The 20,984-nt window shown below is 28.4% G+C and carries 22 protein-coding genes; 14 read left to right on the top strand and 8 right to left on the bottom strand.

Features of this window, described 5'->3' with window-relative positions:
• Window positions 1-152 precede the first annotated feature (152 nt).
• The 9 genes from dnaN (at window position 153) to aldA (ending at window position 9,826) form a co-directional block, all read left to right on the top strand.
• Entirely contained in the window at window positions 153-1,223 is a 1,071-nt protein-coding gene (dnaN, locus tag CRU95_RS06830) for a DNA polymerase III subunit beta (protein WP_129100399.1), read from the top strand.
• Between the two features lie 13 nt (window positions 1,224-1,236).
• A complete protein-coding gene (gene gyrB / locus CRU95_RS06825; RefSeq protein ID WP_129100398.1) occupies window positions 1,237-3,555 on the top strand; it encodes a DNA topoisomerase (ATP-hydrolyzing) subunit B in 2,319 nt (772 codons plus the stop codon).
• Between the two features lie 210 nt (window positions 3,556-3,765).
• On the top strand, window positions 3,766-4,092 hold the full coding sequence (locus CRU95_RS06820) for a hypothetical protein (protein ID WP_129100397.1): 327 nt from the start codon (window positions 3,766-3,768) through the stop codon (window positions 4,090-4,092).
• 54 nt (window positions 4,093-4,146) lie between these two features.
• Window positions 4,147-4,650, top strand: coding sequence for a M48 family metallopeptidase (locus CRU95_RS06815; protein ID WP_129100396.1), 504 nt, complete (start codon window positions 4,147-4,149; stop codon window positions 4,648-4,650).
• A 110-nt stretch (window positions 4,651-4,760) separates the two neighbouring features.
• Window positions 4,761-5,156 carry a DUF3010 family protein gene (locus CRU95_RS06810; protein WP_129100395.1) on the top strand — a complete coding sequence of 132 codons (396 nt, stop codon included), beginning with the start codon at window positions 4,761-4,763 and terminating at the stop codon, window positions 5,154-5,156.
• Between the two features lie 310 nt (window positions 5,157-5,466).
• Complete coding sequence (locus tag CRU95_RS06805; protein WP_129100394.1) at window positions 5,467-6,480, top strand: TRAP transporter substrate-binding protein; 1,014 nt, start codon at window positions 5,467-5,469, stop codon at window positions 6,478-6,480.
• Window positions 6,480-6,992: a TRAP transporter small permease subunit gene (locus tag CRU95_RS06800; RefSeq protein ID WP_129100393.1), complete on the top strand. Its 513-nt coding sequence runs from the start codon at window positions 6,480-6,482 to the stop codon at window positions 6,990-6,992. The genes CRU95_RS06805 and CRU95_RS06800 overlap by 1 nt, the downstream gene beginning before the upstream one ends.
• Window positions 6,992-8,317 carry a TRAP transporter large permease subunit gene (locus CRU95_RS06795; RefSeq protein WP_129100392.1) on the top strand — a complete coding sequence of 442 codons (1,326 nt, stop codon included), beginning with the start codon at window positions 6,992-6,994 and terminating at the stop codon, window positions 8,315-8,317. The genes CRU95_RS06800 and CRU95_RS06795 overlap by 1 nt, the downstream gene beginning before the upstream one ends.
• 57 nt (window positions 8,318-8,374) lie before the next feature.
• On the top strand, window positions 8,375-9,826 hold the full coding sequence (aldA, locus tag CRU95_RS06790) for an aldehyde dehydrogenase (protein ID WP_129100391.1): 1,452 nt from the start codon (window positions 8,375-8,377) through the stop codon (window positions 9,824-9,826).
• Window positions 9,827-9,985: 159 nt separating this feature from the next.
• Here the strand turns inward: aldA and rhmD are convergent, their stop codons facing one another.
• Both rhmD and CRU95_RS06780 read right to left on the bottom strand, forming a co-directional pair.
• Window positions 9,986-11,170 carry an L-rhamnonate dehydratase gene (rhmD, locus tag CRU95_RS06785; protein ID WP_258238650.1) on the bottom strand — a complete coding sequence of 395 codons (1,185 nt, stop codon included), beginning with the start codon at window positions 11,168-11,170 and terminating at the stop codon, window positions 9,986-9,988.
• A gap of 14 nt (window positions 11,171-11,184) precedes the next feature.
• Window positions 11,185-12,081, bottom strand: coding sequence for a dihydrodipicolinate synthase family protein (locus tag CRU95_RS06780; protein WP_129100390.1), 897 nt, complete (start codon window positions 12,079-12,081; stop codon window positions 11,185-11,187).
• A gap of 189 nt (window positions 12,082-12,270) precedes the next feature.
• On the opposite strand from CRU95_RS06780, the gene CRU95_RS06775 reads away from it, so the two are divergent.
• Window positions 12,271-13,044 carry an IclR family transcriptional regulator gene (locus tag CRU95_RS06775; protein ID WP_129100389.1) on the top strand — a complete coding sequence of 258 codons (774 nt, stop codon included), beginning with the start codon at window positions 12,271-12,273 and terminating at the stop codon, window positions 13,042-13,044.
• 12 nt (window positions 13,045-13,056) lie between these two features.
• Here CRU95_RS06775 and CRU95_RS06770 read toward each other — a convergent pair whose 3' ends face one another.
• The 5 genes from CRU95_RS06770 to CRU95_RS06750 form a co-directional block, all read right to left on the bottom strand.
• Window positions 13,057-13,689, bottom strand: coding sequence for a LysE family translocator (locus CRU95_RS06770; RefSeq protein WP_129100388.1), 633 nt, complete (start codon window positions 13,687-13,689; stop codon window positions 13,057-13,059).
• A gap of 40 nt (window positions 13,690-13,729) precedes the next feature.
• Window positions 13,730-14,539, bottom strand: coding sequence for an AraC family transcriptional regulator (locus CRU95_RS06765; protein ID WP_129100387.1), 810 nt, complete (start codon window positions 14,537-14,539; stop codon window positions 13,730-13,732).
• Window positions 14,540-14,545: 6 nt separating this feature from the next.
• Complete coding sequence (locus tag CRU95_RS06760) at window positions 14,546-15,493, bottom strand: TAXI family TRAP transporter solute-binding subunit (RefSeq protein ID WP_129100386.1); 948 nt, start codon at window positions 15,491-15,493, stop codon at window positions 14,546-14,548.
• Window positions 15,494-15,560: 67 nt separating this feature from the next.
• The gene (locus tag CRU95_RS06755) at window positions 15,561-16,406 is read right to left on the bottom strand and encodes a DMT family transporter (RefSeq protein WP_258238649.1); all 846 of its coding nucleotides are present in this window, start codon (window positions 16,404-16,406) and stop codon (window positions 15,561-15,563) included.
• Window positions 16,407-16,410: 4 nt separating this feature from the next.
• Window positions 16,411-17,439 carry an NAD(P)-binding domain-containing protein gene (locus CRU95_RS06750; RefSeq protein ID WP_129100384.1) on the bottom strand — a complete coding sequence of 343 codons (1,029 nt, stop codon included), beginning with the start codon at window positions 17,437-17,439 and terminating at the stop codon, window positions 16,411-16,413.
• 143 nt (window positions 17,440-17,582) lie between these two features.
• Between CRU95_RS06750 and queF the strand changes: the two genes are divergently transcribed.
• The 4 genes from queF (at window position 17,583) to CRU95_RS06730 (ending at window position 20,158) form a co-directional block, all read left to right on the top strand.
• Window positions 17,583-17,960 carry a preQ(1) synthase gene (gene queF, locus CRU95_RS06745; RefSeq protein WP_013133835.1) on the top strand — a complete coding sequence of 126 codons (378 nt, stop codon included), beginning with the start codon at window positions 17,583-17,585 and terminating at the stop codon, window positions 17,958-17,960.
• A gap of 9 nt (window positions 17,961-17,969) precedes the next feature.
• On the top strand, window positions 17,970-18,572 hold the full coding sequence (locus CRU95_RS06740; RefSeq protein WP_129100383.1) for a helix-turn-helix domain-containing protein: 603 nt from the start codon (window positions 17,970-17,972) through the stop codon (window positions 18,570-18,572).
• Window positions 18,573-18,836: 264 nt separating this feature from the next.
• Complete coding sequence (locus CRU95_RS06735) at window positions 18,837-19,745, top strand: DMT family transporter (protein WP_258238647.1); 909 nt, start codon at window positions 18,837-18,839, stop codon at window positions 19,743-19,745.
• On the top strand, window positions 19,742-20,158 hold the full coding sequence (locus tag CRU95_RS06730) for a YqaA family protein (RefSeq protein WP_129100382.1): 417 nt from the start codon (window positions 19,742-19,744) through the stop codon (window positions 20,156-20,158). Before CRU95_RS06735 ends, CRU95_RS06730 begins: the two co-directional genes overlap by 4 nt.
• Here the strand turns inward: CRU95_RS06730 and CRU95_RS06725 are convergent.
• On the bottom strand, window positions 20,155-20,925 hold the full coding sequence (locus CRU95_RS06725; protein ID WP_129100381.1) for a TOBE domain-containing protein: 771 nt from the start codon (window positions 20,923-20,925) through the stop codon (window positions 20,155-20,157). The genes CRU95_RS06730 and CRU95_RS06725 overlap by 4 nt on opposite strands.
• Window positions 20,926-20,984: the final 59 nt, after the last annotated feature.

Genomic DNA, 20,984 nt, shown 5'->3' with positions numbered 1-20,984 from the left:
AAGTTTTAAACCATTATGTGAATAGGTGTGAATATCTTTAATCTTTTAATCACTCTTCCAAGAGTTGATTTTATCGGATTAAACCAAGAGTTTTCATCTATTCACATAGTCTACTACTACCACTAAATAAAATAATAAATAAAGGGGATAACATGAGATTTATCATTGCTAAAAATATCTTTGAAAATATAATCTCTTCAATGCAACCATTTTTAGAAAAAAAAGATTCTAGTTCTATTACTTCACATATATATTTAGAAGTAATAAATTCTAAATTAATATTAAAAGCTACAGATTATGAAATTGGATTAGAATCTTATGTTAATGATATTGAAGAATCAACAGATGGAAAAGGTACAGTTAACGGAAGTAATTTATTAGGTATTATTAAAAGATTAAAAAATGACAAAATTACTGTTGAAACTATAGATAATAATTTAGTTATAAAACAAAGTAGATCAACTTTTAAATTACCAATGTATGATGCTAATGAATATCCTAATTTAATTATGAATACTGAATTAAATATATTAAATATTTCAACTATTAGTTTAGTAAATAGTATTAGAAAAATTACACCAGCTATTGATAACAACAATCCAAAATTTGAATTAAATGGTGCATTAATTGATATTAAAAATTCTAAAATCAATTTTGTAGCAACAGATACAAGAAGACTTGCTATTTCTCATTTACAAAATATTTCAAATAATGAAGCGCAATTTATTATTCCAAAAAAAGCAATTATAGAAATACAAAAACTATTTTTAGATGATGCAAAAATATCTTATGATGATACAAATTTAGTAGTAGAAACTGATAATTCTAAATTTTTTACAAAACTAATTAATGGGAAATTTCCAGATTATGAAAGAATTATTCCAAATACTTTAAAATATAATTTAACTTTACCAAAAGCTGTTTTAATAGATTCTATTAAACTAGTTACATCTTTGTTTTCAAATATCAAAATTACTTTTTCTCCAAATTCTATGGTATTTGAATCTTTAGATGAAGATACAGAATCTAAAACTCAAATTGATATTGATTTAAATATTAATGAAAATTTTTATTTAGCAGTAAATGCTAAATATTTATTAGATTTTTTAAGCATGTCAAATAATGAAAATGTTGTAGTTGGATTCAATGAATCTAACTTACCATTTTATTTAGAAGATGATAAATTTTTTACAATTGTAATGCCAATTGTGTTAGACAAATAAAAAAGGATAATTAATGAGCCAAGAATATGGTGCTAGCAATATTAAAGTTTTAAAAGGTCTTGAAGCTGTTAGAAAAAGACCAGGTATGTATATTGGTGATACTAACACTAATGGATTACATCATATGGTTTACGAAGTTGTTGATAACTCTATTGATGAGGCAATGGCTGGATATTGTAAAAATATAAAAATTACTATGACAAAAGATCATTGGATCAAAGTTGAAGATGATGGAAGAGGTATTCCAACTGCTATTCATGAAGGTGAAGGAATTTCAGCTGCTACTGTTGTTTTAACTGTACTTCATGCTGGTGGTAAATTTGACAAAGATACGTATAAAGTTTCTGGTGGTCTTCATGGAGTTGGGGTTTCTGTTGTAAATGCCTTATCTAAAGAAGTTAAAATGACTATTTACAGAGAAGGAAAAATTCATTATCAAGAGTTTTCAAAAGGTATTCCAAAAGCTCCTTTAGAAGTTATTGGAGAAAGTCCTAGAAAAACTGGTACTACTATTGAATTTTTAGCTGATGATTCTATTTTTGAAGTAAATACTTATGATTTTGCTGTTTTAGCAAAAAGATTTAGAGAAGTAGCATATTTAAACTCATTTATCTCAATTACTTTAATAAATGAAATAACTAAAAAAACAGAAGTTTATCATTTTGAAGGTGGTATTAAACAGTTTGTTGAAGATATAAATACTGCAACAGCCGTATCAGACGCAGTAGCATTTAATGACAATGTTGATGGAGTAGAAGTTGATATTGCTGTTATGTATAACGATACTTATGTTGAAAAAACTTTATCATTTGTAAATAATATTAGAACAATTGATGGGGGAACTCATGAGGCTGGATTTAAAGCTGGACTTACAAGAAGTATTGTTAAATATTTAAATGAAAATGCAGCAGCTAGAGAAAAAGATACAAAAATCACAGGTGATGATGTAAGAGAAGGTCTTATTGCAATTATTTCTGTAAAAGTTCCAGAACCTCAATTTGAAGGTCAAACAAAAGGTAAACTTGGAAGTTCTTATGTAAAACCTATTTGCCAAAGATTAACATCTGAACAACTAGATAAATACTTTGAAGAAAATCCAGCACAAGCAAAAGCAATTATGGATAAAGCTTTAATGGCAGCACGAGGTAGAGAAGCAGCTAAAAAAGCTAGAGATATGACTAGAAAAAAAGATGCTATGACAGTAGGAACTCTTCCTGGTAAACTAGCAGAATGTCAAAGTAAAGATCCAGCTATTAGAGAATTATATCTAGTAGAAGGGGACTCTGCGGGAGGTTCTGCAAAACAAGGTAGAGATAGGGTTTATCAAGCAATTTTACCACTTAAAGGTAAGATTTTAAATGTAGAAAAATCAAGACTTGATAAGATTTTAAAATCTGATGAAATTAGAAACATGATTACAGCTCTTGGTTGTGGTATTGGTGAAGATTTTGATGAAGAAAAAATCAGATATCATAAAATCATTTTTATGACGGATGCCGATGTTGATGGATCTCACATTCAAACACTGCTTTTAACTTTCTTCTTTAGATTTTTAAGACCAGTTATTGAAAAAGGTTATTTATATATTGCTCAACCACCTCTTTATAGATATAAAAAAGGTAAAAATGAGACATATTTAAAAGATGACAATGCTTTATCTGCTTTTTTAATTGAAAATGGTTTAGAATCATTTGAATTCCAAGGTCTTGGATATAATGATTTAGTGGATTTATTTAAAACAGTTTCTAGATATAGAGGTATGTTACAACAATTAGAAAAAAGATACTCTTTAGCAGAAGTTTTAAAACACTTAATTGAGAATTCAAATTTAGTAAATTTAGATTATCAAGCTTTATATGAAGAAGTAAAAGGATTCCTTGAAGCTAAGGGATATAATATTTTATCAAAAAGATTAACTGATGAAAGTATTCAACTTTTCGTTCAAACAAATGAAGGTCTAGAAGAGTTACTAATAGATGATGAACTTTTTGCCTCACCATATTTTAGTGAAGCTACTTATATTTATAACAAATTAGTAGAAAGAGATTTAACTGTATTTGAAGGAAGAGATTTAGTAGAAATACTTGATGAAATAGAAACTTTAGCTAAAAAAGGTGCATATATCCAAAGATATAAAGGTCTTGGAGAAATGAATCCAGAGCAACTTTGGGAAACAACAATGACACCAGAAGCAAGAAGACTTCTAAGAGTTACTATTGATGATGCAACAATTGCATCTGATACTTTCACACTGTTTATGGGTGATGAAGTAGAGCCAAGAAGAAACTATATCGAGGAACATGCAAAAGACGTAGAACATCTAGACGTTTAAAAGTTTATCTTTTATTCATACTCTGCGTTAAAGCGCAAAATTTACTCAGTCACTTACGACTGAGTAAGCTCCCTCCCAAATTTTACCCTTTGCCTTGATTATAAATAAAATATAAACTTTTAATAATTTATTTTAGGTATATTATTATTTGTTAAGTTTTAGAGCAACTTTCATATAATAAACATTAACTAATTAGTAATTGGAGTAAGTATGGAAACAATGGGATTTCTTGGTAGACTAGCAAATGAAATTGATAATAATCTTTACATTAATTCGGATAATTATATTTTAGATGATAAAACAAATAGGCATGGCATTTTACATGGAGCATATTCTGATGAAGATTATGGTACACCAATAAATTTTTATAAATCAATTGCGTCAGTAGATTTTCTTTGTTTTATTTCTTCTTTACGAGCACCTATTTCATTCTTTGCACCTGAGCCAACAGAACACTCGAAAATGTTAGCTAATTATTATCAAATTTGTAAACAAGTTAGTAATATTAAACCAAAAGCAACTAATAAGAAAATATAACATTATCCATGTATCTTATTATCCTTAAAATATATATGTGATACACTCTCAAATATGAAAAACTTAAAATACTTAGAACACTATCCTAAAGATATAATCTTGCAAATACAAAAGCTAATAGATAATAAAAAGCTTGATAAGTATTTGTTAAATAAATACAAAACTTCTCATGATTATAAAAATGATAAAGCCCTTTACTCTTATGCTATGGATTTTAAAAATAGTTATTTGAAAAAGTCACTTCCTCTTAGTAAGGTGATTTATGATGGGAAGATAAATGTTATCAATGATGCTTTGGGTTTGCATACTATTATTTCTCGGGTTCAAGGTGGGAAGCTTAAGAGTAAAAATGAGATACGAATAGGAACTTTGTTTAAAAATGTTCCAGAAGAGTTTCTTAGGATGATTGTAGTGCATGAATTAGCTCATTTAAAGGAAAAGGAACATGATAAGGCCTTTTATAGTTTATGTTGCTTTATGGAGCCTCATTATCATCAATATGAATTTGACTTAAGAGTTTATCTTACATATATGGATTTATATGGGAAACTTTATTAATATATAACAATCTGCAATAAAATCAATCCACTTTAAAAATTTATCTTATACTTCTACAAATCATATGATTAATGTCCCTTTTAAATGGGATATTTAAAAGGAATAATAAAATGAATATATGTGGAATAGAACTAAAAGCAAATCAAACAATTTTGGTAGTTCAGATTGATGGCGAATATAAAGATTTAAAAACTAAAAAGATTACCCTTGAAGATGATGAAAAACAAGAGTCAATAAGAAGCTATTGTAATGACTTATTAGTGTTTTTGACCGAAAATGATATTGAACAAGTCTATATTAAAAAAAGAGCAAAAAAAGGAAACTTTTCAGGTGGTGCAGTTACTTTTAAAATGGAGAGTTTAATTCAATTAAATCCAAAATGTAAAGTGGATTTGGTATCAGCACAAGCTATGGGAAGTTATGAAAGAAAAAACAGTATTGAGTATCCAGAATCTTTGAATAAATATCAAGAACAAGCTTATTTAGCAATTTTAAGTTCTAAGTAAAAATGGCTTACAAAAATGTAAGTTAAATAAAATAAAATTTTTAAAAATGTCAAAATTATGTAAATTTTTTTGATAAATAGCTCATTTTGTGTTAATTATTTGTTTATTTTTTTAAAGCAAATGAATCTTCTCTAATAAGAAGTATCCCAAAAAAGGTTCTTCTCTTCTATTTGTACTTATATAAGAACAAGTCCTTATATAAGTATAATTTAAGCTTTAACATATAATACTTAAGTTTATTAAACAGTAGTTTAAAATAATATAAGAAATTTAAACTCAGTTTTTTAAAGTATATAACAAAGGGGAAAAAATGTTTAAAAAATTAGTAAAGCTATCTTTAGCTATAGCAATGTTTGGTACATTCTTACAAGGGGCAAGTACATTTACTTTAAAACTACAATCTGCAGATCCATCAGGGTCTATTAATTTTAAGTTACAAGAGAAGTGGGCAAAAACTGTTGCTACAATGACTAATTCTGATATTAATATAGAAGTTTTACCAGTAAATAGTATTGTAAAATATACTGAAACCTTAGATGCTATTGGCGCTGGGGTTCTCGATGGAGAAATTTCTTCAATTGCATATTTTTCTGGTAAAGATCCAGCATTTGCTTTAATGGGAAATACTGTTGGTGCATGGAGTGATCCAAATGATTTAATTTTGTTTATGGAATATGGAGGAGGAAATGAATTTATGAATAAATTGATGAATCCTTATGGTGTAACATTTGTTTCTGCTATGACAAATGGTTTAGAATCATTGGTTGCAAAAAAACCAATAAGAAGTGTTGCAGAGTTAAAAGGTTTGAAAATGAGAGCACCTGAGGGTCTTGTTCAAGCAGTATTTAAAGCAGCAGGTGCAGCGCCTGTAAATTTACCATATAGTGAAGTATTTACTTCATTAGATAAAGGGGTTATAGAAGCAGCGGATGCATCTACTTTAGCTGTAAATGCTCAAGCAGGACTTAATAAAATTGCTAAATTTCCTATATTCCCAGGTTTTCATTCTATTCCTTTAATGGATCTTTCTATTAATACTAAAACTTGGAATAAAATGCCAAAAAATTATCAAGAGATAATTAAAGTTTCTTTTAGAGATTATGTGAGACAAATTATTTCTACAATAAAACTTTCTGATAAAGCAGAAGCTGCAAGAGCAACAGAAACTAAAGATTATACTATTGTAACTTGGCCAGAATCAGAAAAAATAAAATTTAGAAGAATTGCACAAGGTGAGTGGGAAAAAATGTCTACACAATCTCCTAATGCAAAAGAAGCTTATGATCTTATTACTAAGTTTTTAAAAGATAATGGAATGATTTAATGGAAAATACTGAGCTGAAATATAATAAACTTGACCGATTAATAATTTTAATCGGTCGAAAGATTTGTATTTTTTATATAGTTTGTTTTATCATTATTTGTTATGAGGTTTTTTCTCGATATGTACTTAATTCACCTACTTCTTGGGTTCAAGAAACAACAACTTTGATTGCAGGTATTTTATTTATTTGGGGAGGATTACACTCTTTAACAATTGATAGACATATAAAAATAACTATTTTATATGATATGCTATCAAAAAAATACAAGTATTATGTTGATATTTTAATCTCAACATTATTGATAATTTGTTTAGTATTTATGAACTATTCAGCTTTTTTACTTTTCAAAAGTTCTTGGTTTAAGCCATGGGGTGCTTTTTATATGGAAACTTCGGGTTCTGCATGGAATCCACCTTTTCCAGCAATATCAAAACTTGTTTTATTTTTGGTTTTAATATTGATGCTTATACAAGTACTTGTTAAATTTATTTCTATACTTAGGAGAAAATAATGTTTGAATTACTTAATATTTCTTCTATGGGAATAGAAGCTGGTAGTTTATTGATGCTAGGAATGATAATTGGATTATTGATTCTTGGCTTACCGTTGGCATTTATAACTGCCTTGGTTGCTGGATTCTTTTTACTTTTTTGGATTGGACCTCAAGCTTCAAGTTTAATATCAACAAGAGTTTATGCCTTTGTTACATCTTATGCCTTTGTGTCCGTGCCCATGTTTGTATTGATGGCCGCCATACTTGATGGGTCAAATATATCAAGGGACTTATTTGCTGCTATGAAATCTTTTAGTGGTAATATAAGAGGAAGTGTTGCTATACAAACTATAGTTCTAGCAGTTTTTTTAGCTGCAATGTCTGGAATTATAGGTGGTGAAACAATTTTATTAGGAATGATTGCTCTGCCTCAAATGTTAAAAATGGGTTATGATAAAAAACTTGCAATTGGGGTTGTTGTATCTGGTGGTGCTTTAGGAACCATGGTTCCTCCATCTATTGTATTGATAATTTTTGGTTTAACAGCAAATGTTTCAATTTCAGATTTGTTTACAGCATCATTTTTACCGGCTTTAATGCTTGCAGGATTTTATATAGCGTATGTATTAATAAGAGGATATTTAAATCCAAGTATGGTTCCTGAATCAGTACAAGAATATGTTCCTTGGAGTGAGAAGATTAAGTCTTTAAAAAAAGTTATTCTACCATTATTGGTTGCAGCAAGTGTTTTAGGAAGTATTTATATGGGTATAGCATCAGTTACAGAATCTTCTGCTATTGGTGTATTGGGTATTACTCTTTCTGTTTATTTAAGAAAAGAACTTACTTGGAAATTGATGGTTGATAGTGCTTATAAAACGCTAGAAACTTGCGGTACTATTATTTGGATAGGAATAGGAGCTACTTTATTAGTAGGTGTATTTAATCTTATGGGTGGAATTGAGTTTGTTAAAGGTGTAATATTAGCACATGGAAGTGGTTCTCCTATTTATATAATATTTTTAATGATGGTAATTCTATTTTTCTTAGGTATGTTTTTGGATTGGGTTGGAATTGTTTTATTAACAATACCTATTTTTATGCCAATTGTTATTGCCTTAGGTTATGACCCTGTTTGGTTTGGTGTGTTGTTTGCTTTAAATATGCAAATAGCATTTTTATCCCCTCCATTTGGAACGGGTGTATTTATTTTAAAAACTGTTGCTCCGCCAGATGTATCATTAGGTGATATATTTAAAGCTGTAATGCCTTTTATAATGTTACAGGCTTTAGCAATTGTTGTATTAATTGTATTTCCAGAAATTGCATTATGGTGGAAATAAAAATATAAATTTTATTTGTAATTATTTGAATATATAAAAGTTAATAAGGAGAAAATTATGTCAGAAAAAAGAGTTTATGAAATGTATATTAATGGAGAGTTTGTTTCTAATAAAGGTGAAACAACTCCCGTAATTAATCCTTCAACAAAAGAGATTATTTCTTATATCCCAAAAGGAAATGCAGAAGATGCAAAAGTTGCAATTGATGCAGCGCACAATGCACAAGATTCATGGGGAAAATTACCAGCAGTAGAGCGTGGTAATTATCTTAGAAAGATTGCACAAAAAATTAGAGAAAATAGTGATATGCTTGCAAAAACTATCACTGAAGAACAAGGTAAAGTATTAGGTTTAGCAGAAGTTGAAGTTAATTTTACTGCTGATTATTTGGATTATATGGCAGAATGGGCGAGAAGATATGAAGGTGAAATAATCCAAAGTGATAGACCAAATGAAAATATCTTTTTATTTAAATTACCAATAGGAGTAGCAACTGGTGTCTTACCTTGGAATTTCCCATTTTTCTTAATTGCAAGAAAATTAGCTCCTGCACTTTTAACAGGTAATACTATTGTTATAAAACCAAGTGGTGAAACTCCAAACAATGCCTTTGAATTTGCAAAATTAGTTGATGAAATAGATCTTCCAAAAGGTGTATTTAACTTAGTTTCTGGATCTGGTTCAACTGTTGGAAATGAACTTGCAGCAAATGAAAAAGTAGGAATCGTAAGTTTTACAGGAAGTGTTCCAACAGGTGTTAAAATCATGGAAGCAGCTTCTAAAAATGTAACAAAAGTATCTTTAGAATTAGGTGGAAAAGCACCTGCGATTGTTATGGCAGATGCTAATCTTGATATAGCAGTTGAAGCTATCAAGAATTCAAGAGTTACAAATAATGGACAAGTTTGTAATTGTGCTGAAAGAGTTTATGTACATAAAAGTATTGCAAAAGAGTTTGCTGACAGAATCACAAAATCTATGGCTGCTTTAACTTGTGGAAATCCTTTAACAGAACAAGTTGACATGGGACCACTTATTAATGAAGATGCTATTACTCATGTTCAAAAATTAGTAGATTCAGCAGTTGCAGCAGGAGCTTCTATTACAACTGGTGGTAAAAGATGCGATAGGGATGACGGATACTTCTATGAGCCAACAGTAGTAATTGATGTAAAACAAGATATGGATATTATCAAAGAAGAGATTTTTGGACCAGTACTTCCAATCGTAACATTTGATACACTTGATGAAGCTATTGCTTTAGCAAATGATAGTGAGTTTGGATTAACTTCATCAATCTATACACAAAACCTTGATATAGCTATGAGAGCTTGCAAAGAGATAAAATGTGGTGAAACATATATCAATAGAGAAAACTTTGAAGCAATGCAAGGTTTCCACGCTGGATGGAAAAAATCTGGTATTGGTGGAGCTGATGGTAAACATGGTTTAGAAGAATTCTTACAAACTAAAGTTGTATATTTACAATACGATTTAAATAAACAATAATCTATCTATAAAAATAAGTTACCTTTTAAGGTAACTTATTTAAAACTACAAATTCTATAAAAACTATTACAATTAATTATTTCATTTTTATATAAAGTATTTAGATTTATTTTTTTGAAGAGTTATGTGAGATAAGAAATTATCTCACATAGTTAAGAGTTAAGCTTCTTTTTTCACTTCTACTAGATTTTCTCTATTTAAAGTAACACCAAACCCTGGTTTATCAGAAACTTTTAGTCTCCCATTTACTGGAACTGGCTCATCTAATAGTAGTGGATAATATTGTGGTAAAACTTTATCAGCTTTTGGTGCCATCATTAAACACTCAGTAAAAGGTGAAGATAGTTTAGTAATAACATAATGGTGGCTATAAACACCACTTCCATGTGGAATAACTAACTTCCCTGCTGCTTCAGCTAGATTACCTATTTTGATTAGTTCAGTCATACCACCACACCAACCAACATCTGGTTGTAAGATATCAAGGTCACACATTTCAATTAACATTTTGAAACCATATTTAGTAGCTTCATGTTCTCCACCTGTTACCATCATAGTATTACCAGCTGCTTTTTTTAAGTCTCTATAAGCCCAATAATCATCAGGATTAAAACACTCTTCAATCCATTTCATACCTAATTTTTCAGATTCATGCATAAGTTTTTTTGCATATGGAAGATCTAGTGACATCCAACAATCCCACATTAGCATAAAATCATCACCAACAGCTTCTCTCATTTTTCTTGCATATTCTATGTTTTTTCTTAATCCCTCTTCCCCATCAGCTGGACCATATACTAGTGGCATCTTTCCACCAATAAATCCCATCTCTTTTGCTAAATCTGGTCTAGGACCTGTGGCATAAAATTCTAATTCATCTCTAACTTTTCCACCAATCATAGAATAAACAGGTTCATTTCTAATTTTACCTAGTAAATCCCAAAGGGCAAGGTCTACAGCAGAAATAGCATTCATTACGATACCTTTTCTACCATAATAAAGTGTTCCTCTGTACATTTGTTCCCACATCTTTTCGATGTCTGAGGGATTTTGACCTACAATAAATCTATCTATATGATTCATTACTAGCCATGCAGCTGGGTAACCACCAGTTGAGATACCAAAACCTACATTTCCAGTATTGTCTTCAACTTCTACTACAATAGTTTTAAGGGCATTAATTCCAAAGCTTGTTCTTGTTTGTTTATATTCAGGAAAAAGGCTCATAGGAGTTGATATTTGATTAACAATCCAATGCTCTTCACCTTGGTCGTGGTAATCAGCACCACCACCGCTTACTACATAAGCTCGGATACTTTTAATTGTTCTTTTTGACATTTCCATAATTTACCTTTTAATTATAAGATATTAAGTTTTTGCAAGTCATTTTTAAGTGCTTTCTTTTTCTCTTCACTTAAAGAATATGCTGGTAATTTTTCATATTTATCTTCTTTTAGTACTCTAAAATATACAGCTTGTTTACAAGCTTGTAAAAGAGGTTGGCTATATGTATAAACTTTCATTGCACTATTCATTTTATCAAAGTACTCTTTTGTAAGTTCTTCATTTCCTTCATTAAAATATTTATATGTATTTACAGTAAATTCAGGTGCAAAGTTTACAGTAGCATTGATAAATCCATCAACACCTAGTTTTAAGGCTTCTATTGCTTGGCTTTCAAAGGCACAAAAAACAGAAAAATCTTTTTTCTCATCTTTTATTTTTAACATTTTTTCAATATGTTTTATATCTTCAACAGTCTCTTTTATCCCTGCTAAATTATTATTATTTAAGGCTATTCTTCTTACAACATCATAAGTAAAATCAAATCCACTCAATGTTGGGAAATTGTAAATAAGCACATTTTTAGATGTTCTATTACATATTTCACTATAGTATTTTACAATTGTATCTTCATCATAAACAACAAAATAAGGGTTAATAACTAACAATGCTTCTACATCTTTATCTTCTAAATAGTCTATAAATTTAAATGCTTTACTTGAATTTGTTTCTCCAACCCCTACTATAACTTTTATTCTATTTTTTGTATGTGCTAATATATTTTCAACTAAAAATTTCTTTTCTTCAAATGAAAGTGAAAAAAACTCCCCCGTTGTACCTAAAATAGCTACCCCATCTACGCCTTTTTCAATTAAAAAATCTATGTGTTTTTTTATAGAATCAATATCTATTGTTGAATCTTCATTAAATACAGTTATTAAAGGTGGAAATACCCCTTGAATTTTACCCATAAACCTCTCCTTAGTTTTTATATAGTACTTATATAAGTATAAGAACTTATATAGGTTTAGATAAGTTTAATGTTTTTTTTGTATTTTGTCAAGGTAAAATTCTTAGAATTTTTAAATTCTTAGCTTTATATTTTAATATGATATAATATTTTTCTTACGCAATTTTAATGAGTTTTATATGGAGAAATATTGAAGGCACTACATTCGACAACTTCAAGAATCATCAATATTCTTGAGTTAATTTCTAATAACAAAGAAGGTTATACCTTAACTGAAATTTCTAAGCTTTTGGACATACCAAAAACGAGTTTATCACCTATACTTAAAACACTAGTTTATTATAATTATCTAGCTTATAATGAGATAACATTAAAGTATTCTATTTATATTGGAATATTAAGTGTATCTTCTTCTGTAAATAAAAATAATGCAATTGTGAAGTTTATAAAAGAAGAGATGAATAGAATTGTTGCAAGCTGTAATGAAATCTGTCAACTAGGGGTTCTTAATAAGCATGAAGTATTATATGTAGAAAAAGTAAATGCTTCTAATCCCATTCAATTAGCAACTTCAGTAGGTGTACAATTCCCCGCAAATTGTAGTGCACTTGGAAAAGCATTACTTTTCAAGCATTCATTTAAAGAGTTGGAAAATGTCTTTCCAGGTGAACTTGAAAGAAGAACAGAAAACACGATTACCTCAATTAAAGACTTGTATGAAGATATTATAAAAATAGACCAAAATGGATATGCAACAGAGAGAGAAGAAGGAATGAAAGAAGTTGAGTGTATTGCGGTTCCTATTATCAAAGATAATCTTGTTTTAGCAGCTATTAGTGTATCTATACCTTTATTTAGAAGTTCTCAAAAGAAAAAAGACAAAGTAATTGACTTATTGACTGAAAGTAGAAAAAAAGTAGAAAAGTATATTTCAAATATGAATGTAAAATCTATTTTTGACTAAAGTCTATTTTATTTAAAATAGACTTATCAAAATTGCAAAACCTAATACAAAAAGAATCACTCCTGAGATCTTCTCTATTTTATTTGAGTATTTTTGTATTAGAACTCTATTATTTTTTGAATTGATTAAATATACGATAAAAATATCCCAAAATAAAACTACAAAAAACATCCAAAAGGCATAAATTATCTGAAAATCCAAGGGTATTTTATGCGTGCTTGAAATAGAAAACATAGTGAAATAAAATATTGAATTTTTCGGATTTAATATTGCTGATAAAAATCCTTTTAGAAAGTTTTTTAATAACTCTTTTGTTCTTTTGATATTTTTATCATTTTTAAATAACTCCCTTTGTTTTGAAAATATCAAGTGATAAGATAAGTATAATAAATATAGAGCACCTACTAGTTTTATACTTATAAAAAGTATTTGATTATTTTGAATAAGTAAAATTCCAAAAAGAGCAAATAAAATATAAAGTCCATTTGCAAAAGCAATACCAAAAGCTGTAAGAATACCTGCTGTTTTTCCATTTTTTGAAGAGCTTGAAACTAATATAAAAAAATCAGCACCAGGACTTAGAAGTGCAATAAAGTGTGCAAGTGCTAGGGGAATAAAACCTTGTATAAAAATATCTATATTCATAAACTTCCTTTTTAGAAGTCTATACAAATAAAAAATATTTTTATTGTACGAAGTTGTCCTGATACTCTTTTGGAGTTAAGGCTACGATTTTTAAAAAGTTTCTATGCAAATGGCTTTGGTCATAAAAGCCACACTCTAAAGCAGTCTCTACTATACTTATGCCTTTTTTTAGTAGTACCTTCGCATACTCAATTTTTAGATTGATAAAATATGAATATACAGATATTCCTAACTCTTTTTTAAAAAGTTTGATAATATAAAATGTAGAAAGATTAAACTTTTTTGATAGTTCATCTAAAGATATATTCTCACTAATATTTTTATTTAGATATTCCATAATATCTTTTACTTTTGTTTTATAACTCTCTTTTGAGTCTATTTTAAAATCACAATGATTTAAGTATAAATTTGAAATAAATTCCAATAATAAAACCTCTTTTTCTAAATAGAGTTCAGAAGAAAAAATCACTTCACATAATTTAATAAAATCTTCATACTCTTTTTTATTTTCAAGAAATTCTTTAGAAAAAGGAACAAAAGAGTTTAAAGCTGGATTTAACTCTTTTTGTATTTTAAACAGCCATTGTTTTTTTATATAAAGCATATAATAACTTGTCTCTTCACTAGTGATATTATTACAAGAGTGAATTATATTTGGATTTACTATTGCTAAACTATTTTTTGCAATTATATATTTATTGTTTTTATTTGTATATTCTCTTTTTCCACTAACTAAAGCACCTATTGATAAATCATCGTGCAAGTGCTCTTTATAGTTTAATTTGGTCTTAGAGTATCTTAGTTCAATATAAGGAATTTTTTCATCTATAAAAAATTGGGTTTTGTTCATTTTAAATTATTTTATCAATCCAATCTCTTTGAAATATTTTTTAGCACCAGTATGTAATGGAGCAGATAATCCTTCTAAAAAAGATTTTTTGGTAATAGGTGTAAGTGCTAGATGGGCTTTTTTAAATTCATTAAAGTTTTCCATAATCTGTTTTACTACGGTATAAACAGCTTTATCGCTCATCGTAGAATTTGCAACTAATACAGCCTTTACAGCAAAAGTTGGTATCTCTTTTGGGTTACCCCTATAAATACCACCTGGAATATCAGTTTTTGTGAAGTATGGATGTTCTTTAACAAACTTATCAACTTTTGCTCCTGTGATTGGGACAATTATAGTATCTGTAGAGTTTGAGGCATCTTTAATATTCGCTGTTGGATGACCGACCATATAAAAGTATCCATCAAGTTTATTATCCCTTAGGGCATCTGGCATTGCTGAAGATTTTAGATTACCAACATATGATAAATCAGATGTTTCTATATTTAAAGTTTTAAATAAAGCTAATGCAGTGGCTTCAGTGCCTGAGCCTAGATTTCCTATATTTATTCTTTTACCTTTTATATCCGTAATGCCATTTATATTTGCATCTTTTCTTGTAACTAAAGTAAATGATTCAGGATAAATAGCAAGTACTGATCTTAATTTAGGAAATTCTTCACCCTTAAATTTCCCTATACCTTTTGATGCTTGATAAACAATATCTGATTGAACAATTGCAAAATCCAACTCACCACTTTTTATTGCTTTTACATTAAAAACAGAACCACCTGTTGATTCAATAGAACATCTAATATTTGTTTTTTCTTTTGCTTTATTTACAAACTTACAGATTTTCCCACCAGTTGGATAATATGTTCCAGTTACTCCACCTGTACCTATTGTAATAAATTGTGTAGCAAATAAAAAAGTAGGTATAGAACCTAAAAATACCAATAATATAAATTTTTTCATAATAACTCTTCTGATTGTTCTTTGTTTTTATTATACACATAAAAGCTACAAAATAGGTAAAAATATTTTATTTATCTTTTTTATATATAGATATTAATATTCCCAAAAGTATCAATATTGTAGAGATTATCAAAGTAGAAGTTATCTTTTCATTTAAGAATAATACTCCTAAAAATATAGCAAGTGGGGGTATTAAAAGTTGTAAAATCCCAGAAGTTATAATTTTCATATTTGGAAGTAAGTAGTACCATAAAAGATAGCCAATAGAAGAAGTTATTCCTCCTGATATAAATGCTAAAGTTATCCCATAACTTGAAAGCTTTACATTATGAACAAATAATGCAAAAAATATAATCGCAAAAAAAAGAGATTTTGTAAAGTTATCGGTTGTATTTAGTGTAGCATTTGATGATTTCTTTCCAAAGATTGTATAAAGTCCCCACGCAACACCCGATATCATCATCAAAATAGAGTGATAAAGTGATACTTCAAAACCTTCACTTGGATATAATAAGTAAATCAATCCTACAAAAGCTAAACTTATTCCTAAAGCTTTCCTAATATCAATACGCTCCTTTTTTATCAAGGCTGTAATTATAATAGTCAGTTGTACCATTGCAAAAAGTATTAAAGCTCCAAGTCCCGCATCTAAATTTATATAAGCATAAGAAAAACAAATAGCATATAAAAAAAGTAAAAAGGAAGTATGCCAATTTTTATTTAGGCTTAAATTTAGTTTTTTTTCTTTAAAAGACAAAATAATTAATAAAGTCAAAGCTCCAAAAAAAAGCCTAAAAAATGTAAAAGAGTAAGGGTCAATTGAGTTATTTATTAATGCAGCTCTTGCTAAAACTGAGCTTGTTGCAAAGAAAAACAGAGTAAGAGAAACAAGCAAAACAAGTTTTATATTCATCATTTTATTTAAACTCTGGATTATTTTTAAGAAACTCTTCTACTTTGTCTGTATGAGCGTAGATTTTTCCTGTTCTTCTCATATATGAGTTTACTATGTGATAACCATGATTTAATGATGCGGCAATTGACCCTCCTGTATTAAAAGCGATATCTCCTGCAACATACAAAAAAAGTATATTTGTCATGTAGTGTTCATTGTAAATTGGTTTATTTTCACTATCTAATTTTATTCCACAATTTTTTAGAAAATCTATTGGACTAGTTCCTCCAATGGCATATATTATCCTATCAAACAAAGTAAAATATCCATCATCAAAATTAACTTTTATTTTACCCTTTTCATTTTCTAATGAGATAATATTTGTATTTAGTCTAAGTCTTAATTTCTCTTGTCCATTATAGGTTCTTAAAATCTCTTCATTTTCTGGATTTAATCTTGTAAATTGTGCTTTTCTATAAACAAGTGTTACATTGTTATTTTCATCAGCTAATTCATATGCATACTCAGCAGCACTATTCCCACCACCTACTACTAATATTTTCTCCCCTTCACTACAGCCGTCAAGATTAAAATTTACCTTTGCTTTTATAGAAGGGGGAATTCTATAATCTGGCTTATTTGGTTTACCCATTTTACCAATTGCAACTACGACAGCTTTTGATTTGAAACTTTGACTTCCTGTACTAATTAAAAACTCATCTTCTTTTTCATTTTTAATTATTGATTCAACTTCTGTATTAAATAAAGTATCAATCTTATCAAGGTCAAGAAGTTTGTCAAAAAAATCCAAGGTTGACTCTTTAGTTCCATCCATAAAGGGAATATTCCCTTCTATTTGCACACTTTTACCTTTCCAATCTTTATCAACTCTTTTATTTTCTTTATAGAATTTTCTAATAGTACTTGAGTGATTATCAGCTTTATCTATAAGTATGATATTTTGGATACCATGAACTGCAGCTTCAAGTGCTGTAGCAATTCCCCCTGGTCCTCCACCAATAATAGCTATGTCATAATTATCTGTTTTCATAATAAAGCTCCATAAAATAAGTTTTTCTAATAATATAATATAATAACATGAAATGATAGTAGTATAACATTTGTAAGAATACTTTTGATAAAATCATATACTTATATTATTTAAAGAAATTTTTAAACAAAAGGCAAGAAACAATGAAATATGGTGAAAAAGAGATAGTAGAATTTGATATTAACAAAGAAGAGAATTTTTGGCCAAACAAAAATGATAAAAATTATGTAATAAATATAGAATTGCCAGAATTCATGGCAAAATGTCCAAGAAGTGGTTATCCTGATTTTGCAACAATTTTTATACATTACACTCCAAATAAAAAAGTTATAGAACTTAAGGCCTTAAAATTATATATAAATTCATTTATGCTTAGAGAAGTTTCTCATGAAAATGGAGCAAATGAGATTTTTGATACTTTAATGGAAAAATTAGAACCTAAATGGTTAAAAGTAATTGCAGATTTCAAACCTCGTGGAAATGTTCATACGGTTATTGAAATAGACTCAGCTAAATTATAAGTTGTGACCTTGGAAAGATTAGTAACTACAGCACAAGCGGCAGAGATACTTGGTATATCTTTACAAGGTGTTCACTATAGAATAAAAAGTAATCAACTAAAGTCAATAAAACAATCTGGAAAAACCTATGTTTACCTTTGGGATGATAATAGTAAAAAAGAGGGTTATTCAACTTCTATTGAAGAAGTAGCCCAAAGAAAAGAAGAAGAAAAAATCTATATCCAAAAAGTAATAGAAACAAAAGATGAACAAATTCTTCTTTTGAAAAAGTCAGTAAAATGGCTACGAAGACAGTACCAAGAAGAGATTGAAAGACTAGAAAAAAATCAAGATAAGATTATAAGCGTATTTGATTCAGAGATAAAACTTCTACAAAGTGCCTTTAATGAAATGCGTGCAATTTATAAACCACAATTAAAACCCTTGAGTCCAAAGAAGAAGTTTATTTCTCTGATAGACTTTACAGCTTTGATGAAAACTTATAAAAAAAGTGATAAAGAGATAAAAATTTTGATTTTAAAAGCTATTAAAAATGGGGATAAAAGATTTATTTATAATAAACATACAAAAAAAGTTTTGATTTTAGATGAAGATTTTTCGGATTTTAAGTAAGAAAGAAGTGCTAAGCACTCCTCTCCAGATACCTAAACACACCATAAAAGAAGGTGCCTTGCTATGTTCCCATCCTGGGGCGTTGTCTTCAGATATGATTGTAAAGGTCTAAAGAAGAGCACAAAAAGTACTTTATACTCTTTGTGCTTCTCTTTAAGGGTTGTAATCTTATCCTAATAAACTTAAAATTCTTATAAATTGAAAACTTGACTTTTAATTATAGAAGAGTACAATTCTATCCTTATTTTAAAAAAAAGTGATAATTTGACTAAAAATTTTAATCTCATAGGAATATTTTCCTTAATCTTTGCAATGTTTATTTGGGGTAGCTCTTTTATCGCATTAAAAATAGCGATGCAAGATTTAGGAGAGTTTACAGTTCTATTTTTTAGAATGTTGATAGCTTCTTTGTGTTTTGTTTATTTTATAAAAAGATTTTCAAAATATAGTTTTGAAAAAAGTGATATAAAATATATGCTTTTATTATGTATTTTTGAACCCTCATTATATTTTATCTTTGAAATTAAAGCTTTAACTTATACTTCTGTATCTCAAGCTGGAATGATTACCTCTTTGATGCCTATTATTACTGCAATGGGAGCTGGTTATTTTCTTAAAGAGCTTGTTTCAAGACAACTTTTATTTGGTTCTGTAATAGCAATGATTGGAGCTATTTGGTTAAGTGTACAAGGTAGTGTAACTTTTGGTGCACCAAATCCTATGCTTGGCAATTTTTTAGAGTTGTGTGCTATGGCTTGTGGGGCAGCTTATACAATACTTGCTAGACATTTAATAGAAAAATATCCTGCTCTTTTTATAACTGCAATTCAAGCGTTTGCAGGAGCTATTTTCTTTTTTCCTTTTTTTATATATGAATATATGACGCGAGATATAGTTTTTACTCAAAATTCTGTTATATCTTTAGTTTATTTAGGTGTTGTAGTTACTTTGGCTGGTTATGGCTTATATAATTATGCCTTGACTAAAATTGAAGCTTCAAAGGCGGCAATGTACATAAATCTAATTCCTATCTTTACAATGATTTTGGCATTTTTTATATTAAAAGAAAAATTGAGTATTGAAGAGTTGATTGCTAGTGTTACAATTTTAAGTGGAGTTATAATATCTCAAATCCCTGTTAAAAGATTTAGAAGAAAAAGAAAAATAGTTTGATTTATCTAACTCTTTTTTTCTCAAGTTTTGTTTCTGCAACATTTTTTCCAATGGTTAGTGAAGCAGTTCTTGTCTATGATATTTTACAAGGGTATAATTTAACTCTTTTGCTTTTTGTAGCAACTTTAGGTAATAGTTTAGGCTCATGTGTAAATTATTTTCTTGGGTTAAAAGGTGAAGAGTATTTAGAAAATAAAAAGTATATCCCTAAAAAGAGTATAGATAGGGCAAAATTTTTTTTTGATAAATATGGAGGCTGGTCACTACTTCTATCTTGGATGCCAATTATTGGTGATCCTATTACTTTAATAGCTGGTGTTTTAAAATACAAATTCACATATTTTTTTGCTTTAGTAATAGTTGCTAAATTTGTAAGATATGCAGTATTGGCATATCTTACTTTATTGTATTAGATTATATTTATATTATAAGCTTTAAATTGAGCAAAAATATTATCATTTATTTTAATTCCAAGATTTTTATAACTTGAATTTGTAATTTTTGCATCTATTAAATCTTTTTCTCCACATCTAATACTCAAAAAAGTATTAATTCCATCATCATTAATCTTTTCAACTATTCCTTTTAAAGAGTTTCTTGCACTATTTGAGTTTATACCTTTTGTAATTACTATTGAGCTTGTTTCAATTAAGAGTTTTACAGATTTATTAAGAGTTAATTCTCTTTTTTCTAAAAATTCTGTGCTAACTATTGTTATTAGCTTTTGTTCTGAAGCTAAGGTAATCTCTATTTCACAAGTTTCATTTTTCGATAATATACTAGTGATTTTACCTTCAAGTTTTGAAAAAACCGGTTTTTCATTTTTTAGATTTATAACAAGATTATCAAAAAGATTACTCATATTTTTTAAATAAGTTTCGTGAAGATTCATTAACTCATCGTATGCACTTATAATCTCTTTTGCATAAGTGGTTATAACTGTACCTCCACCCCCAACACCACCAGTTACTTTTGTGACTAAAGGTTCTTGCGAAAGTTTGTTCATAATATCTACACTATCCCATGCTGCTTTATAGCTCATCTTCATTTGTTTTGCAGCTTTTGAAATAGAACCATATATTTGGATATTTTTTAAAAGTTCTACTCTTCCTTTACCTATAAAGCCTTTTTCATCTTTATTTACCCAAAAATTGCCATTAATATTAAATTTATTTTCCATAAATGAAATATAACCTAATGAAATATAATTGTCAATATTTTATAATATAAATAAATGAA

Origin of the sequence: Arcobacter sp. F2176, assembly GCF_004116465.1 — a bacterium.
Classification (GTDB): Bacteria; Campylobacterota; Campylobacteria; order Campylobacterales; family Arcobacteraceae; genus Arcobacter; species Arcobacter siniprincipis.
This window is presented reverse-complemented; position numbering and strand designations above follow the sequence as displayed.

What these genes read in the sequence shown, in the direction of transcription:
- CRU95_RS06770 (WP_129100388.1), bottom strand. Translation starts at nt 13,689, where the DNA reads ATGAATATAGATATTTTTATACAAGGTTTTATTCCCCTAGCACTTGCA.
- aldA (WP_129100391.1), top strand. Translation starts at nt 8,375, where the DNA reads ATGTCAGAAAAAAGAGTTTATGAAATGTATATTAATGGAGAGTTTGTT.
- CRU95_RS06755 (WP_258238649.1), bottom strand. Translation starts at nt 16,406, where the DNA reads ATGAATATAAAACTTGTTTTGCTTGTTTCTCTTACTCTGTTTTTCTTT.
- CRU95_RS06805 (WP_129100394.1), top strand. Translation starts at nt 5,467, where the DNA reads ATGTTTAAAAAATTAGTAAAGCTATCTTTAGCTATAGCAATGTTTGGT.
- CRU95_RS06725 (WP_129100381.1), bottom strand. Translation starts at nt 20,925, where the DNA reads ATGGAAAATAAATTTAATATTAATGGCAATTTTTGGGTAAATAAAGAT.
- gyrB (WP_129100398.1), top strand. Translation starts at nt 1,237, where the DNA reads ATGAGCCAAGAATATGGTGCTAGCAATATTAAAGTTTTAAAAGGTCTT.
- queF (WP_013133835.1), top strand. Translation starts at nt 17,583, where the DNA reads ATGAAATATGGTGAAAAAGAGATAGTAGAATTTGATATTAACAAAGAA.
- CRU95_RS06765 (WP_129100387.1), bottom strand. Translation starts at nt 14,539, where the DNA reads ATGAACAAAACCCAATTTTTTATAGATGAAAAAATTCCTTATATTGAA.
- CRU95_RS06810 (WP_129100395.1), top strand. Translation starts at nt 4,761, where the DNA reads ATGAATATATGTGGAATAGAACTAAAAGCAAATCAAACAATTTTGGTA.
- rhmD (WP_258238650.1), bottom strand. Translation starts at nt 11,170, where the DNA reads ATGGAAATGTCAAAAAGAACAATTAAAAGTATCCGAGCTTATGTAGTA.
- dnaN (WP_129100399.1), top strand. Translation starts at nt 153, where the DNA reads ATGAGATTTATCATTGCTAAAAATATCTTTGAAAATATAATCTCTTCA.
- CRU95_RS06815 (WP_129100396.1), top strand. Translation starts at nt 4,147, where the DNA reads ATGAAAAACTTAAAATACTTAGAACACTATCCTAAAGATATAATCTTG.
- CRU95_RS06750 (WP_129100384.1), bottom strand. Translation starts at nt 17,439, where the DNA reads ATGAAAACAGATAATTATGACATAGCTATTATTGGTGGAGGACCAGGG.
- CRU95_RS06780 (WP_129100390.1), bottom strand. Translation starts at nt 12,081, where the DNA reads ATGGGTAAAATTCAAGGGGTATTTCCACCTTTAATAACTGTATTTAAT.
- CRU95_RS06800 (WP_129100393.1), top strand. Translation starts at nt 6,480, where the DNA reads ATGGAAAATACTGAGCTGAAATATAATAAACTTGACCGATTAATAATT.
- CRU95_RS06760 (WP_129100386.1), bottom strand. Translation starts at nt 15,493, where the DNA reads ATGAAAAAATTTATATTATTGGTATTTTTAGGTTCTATACCTACTTTT.
- CRU95_RS06820 (WP_129100397.1), top strand. Translation starts at nt 3,766, where the DNA reads ATGGAAACAATGGGATTTCTTGGTAGACTAGCAAATGAAATTGATAAT.
- CRU95_RS06795 (WP_129100392.1), top strand. Translation starts at nt 6,992, where the DNA reads ATGTTTGAATTACTTAATATTTCTTCTATGGGAATAGAAGCTGGTAGT.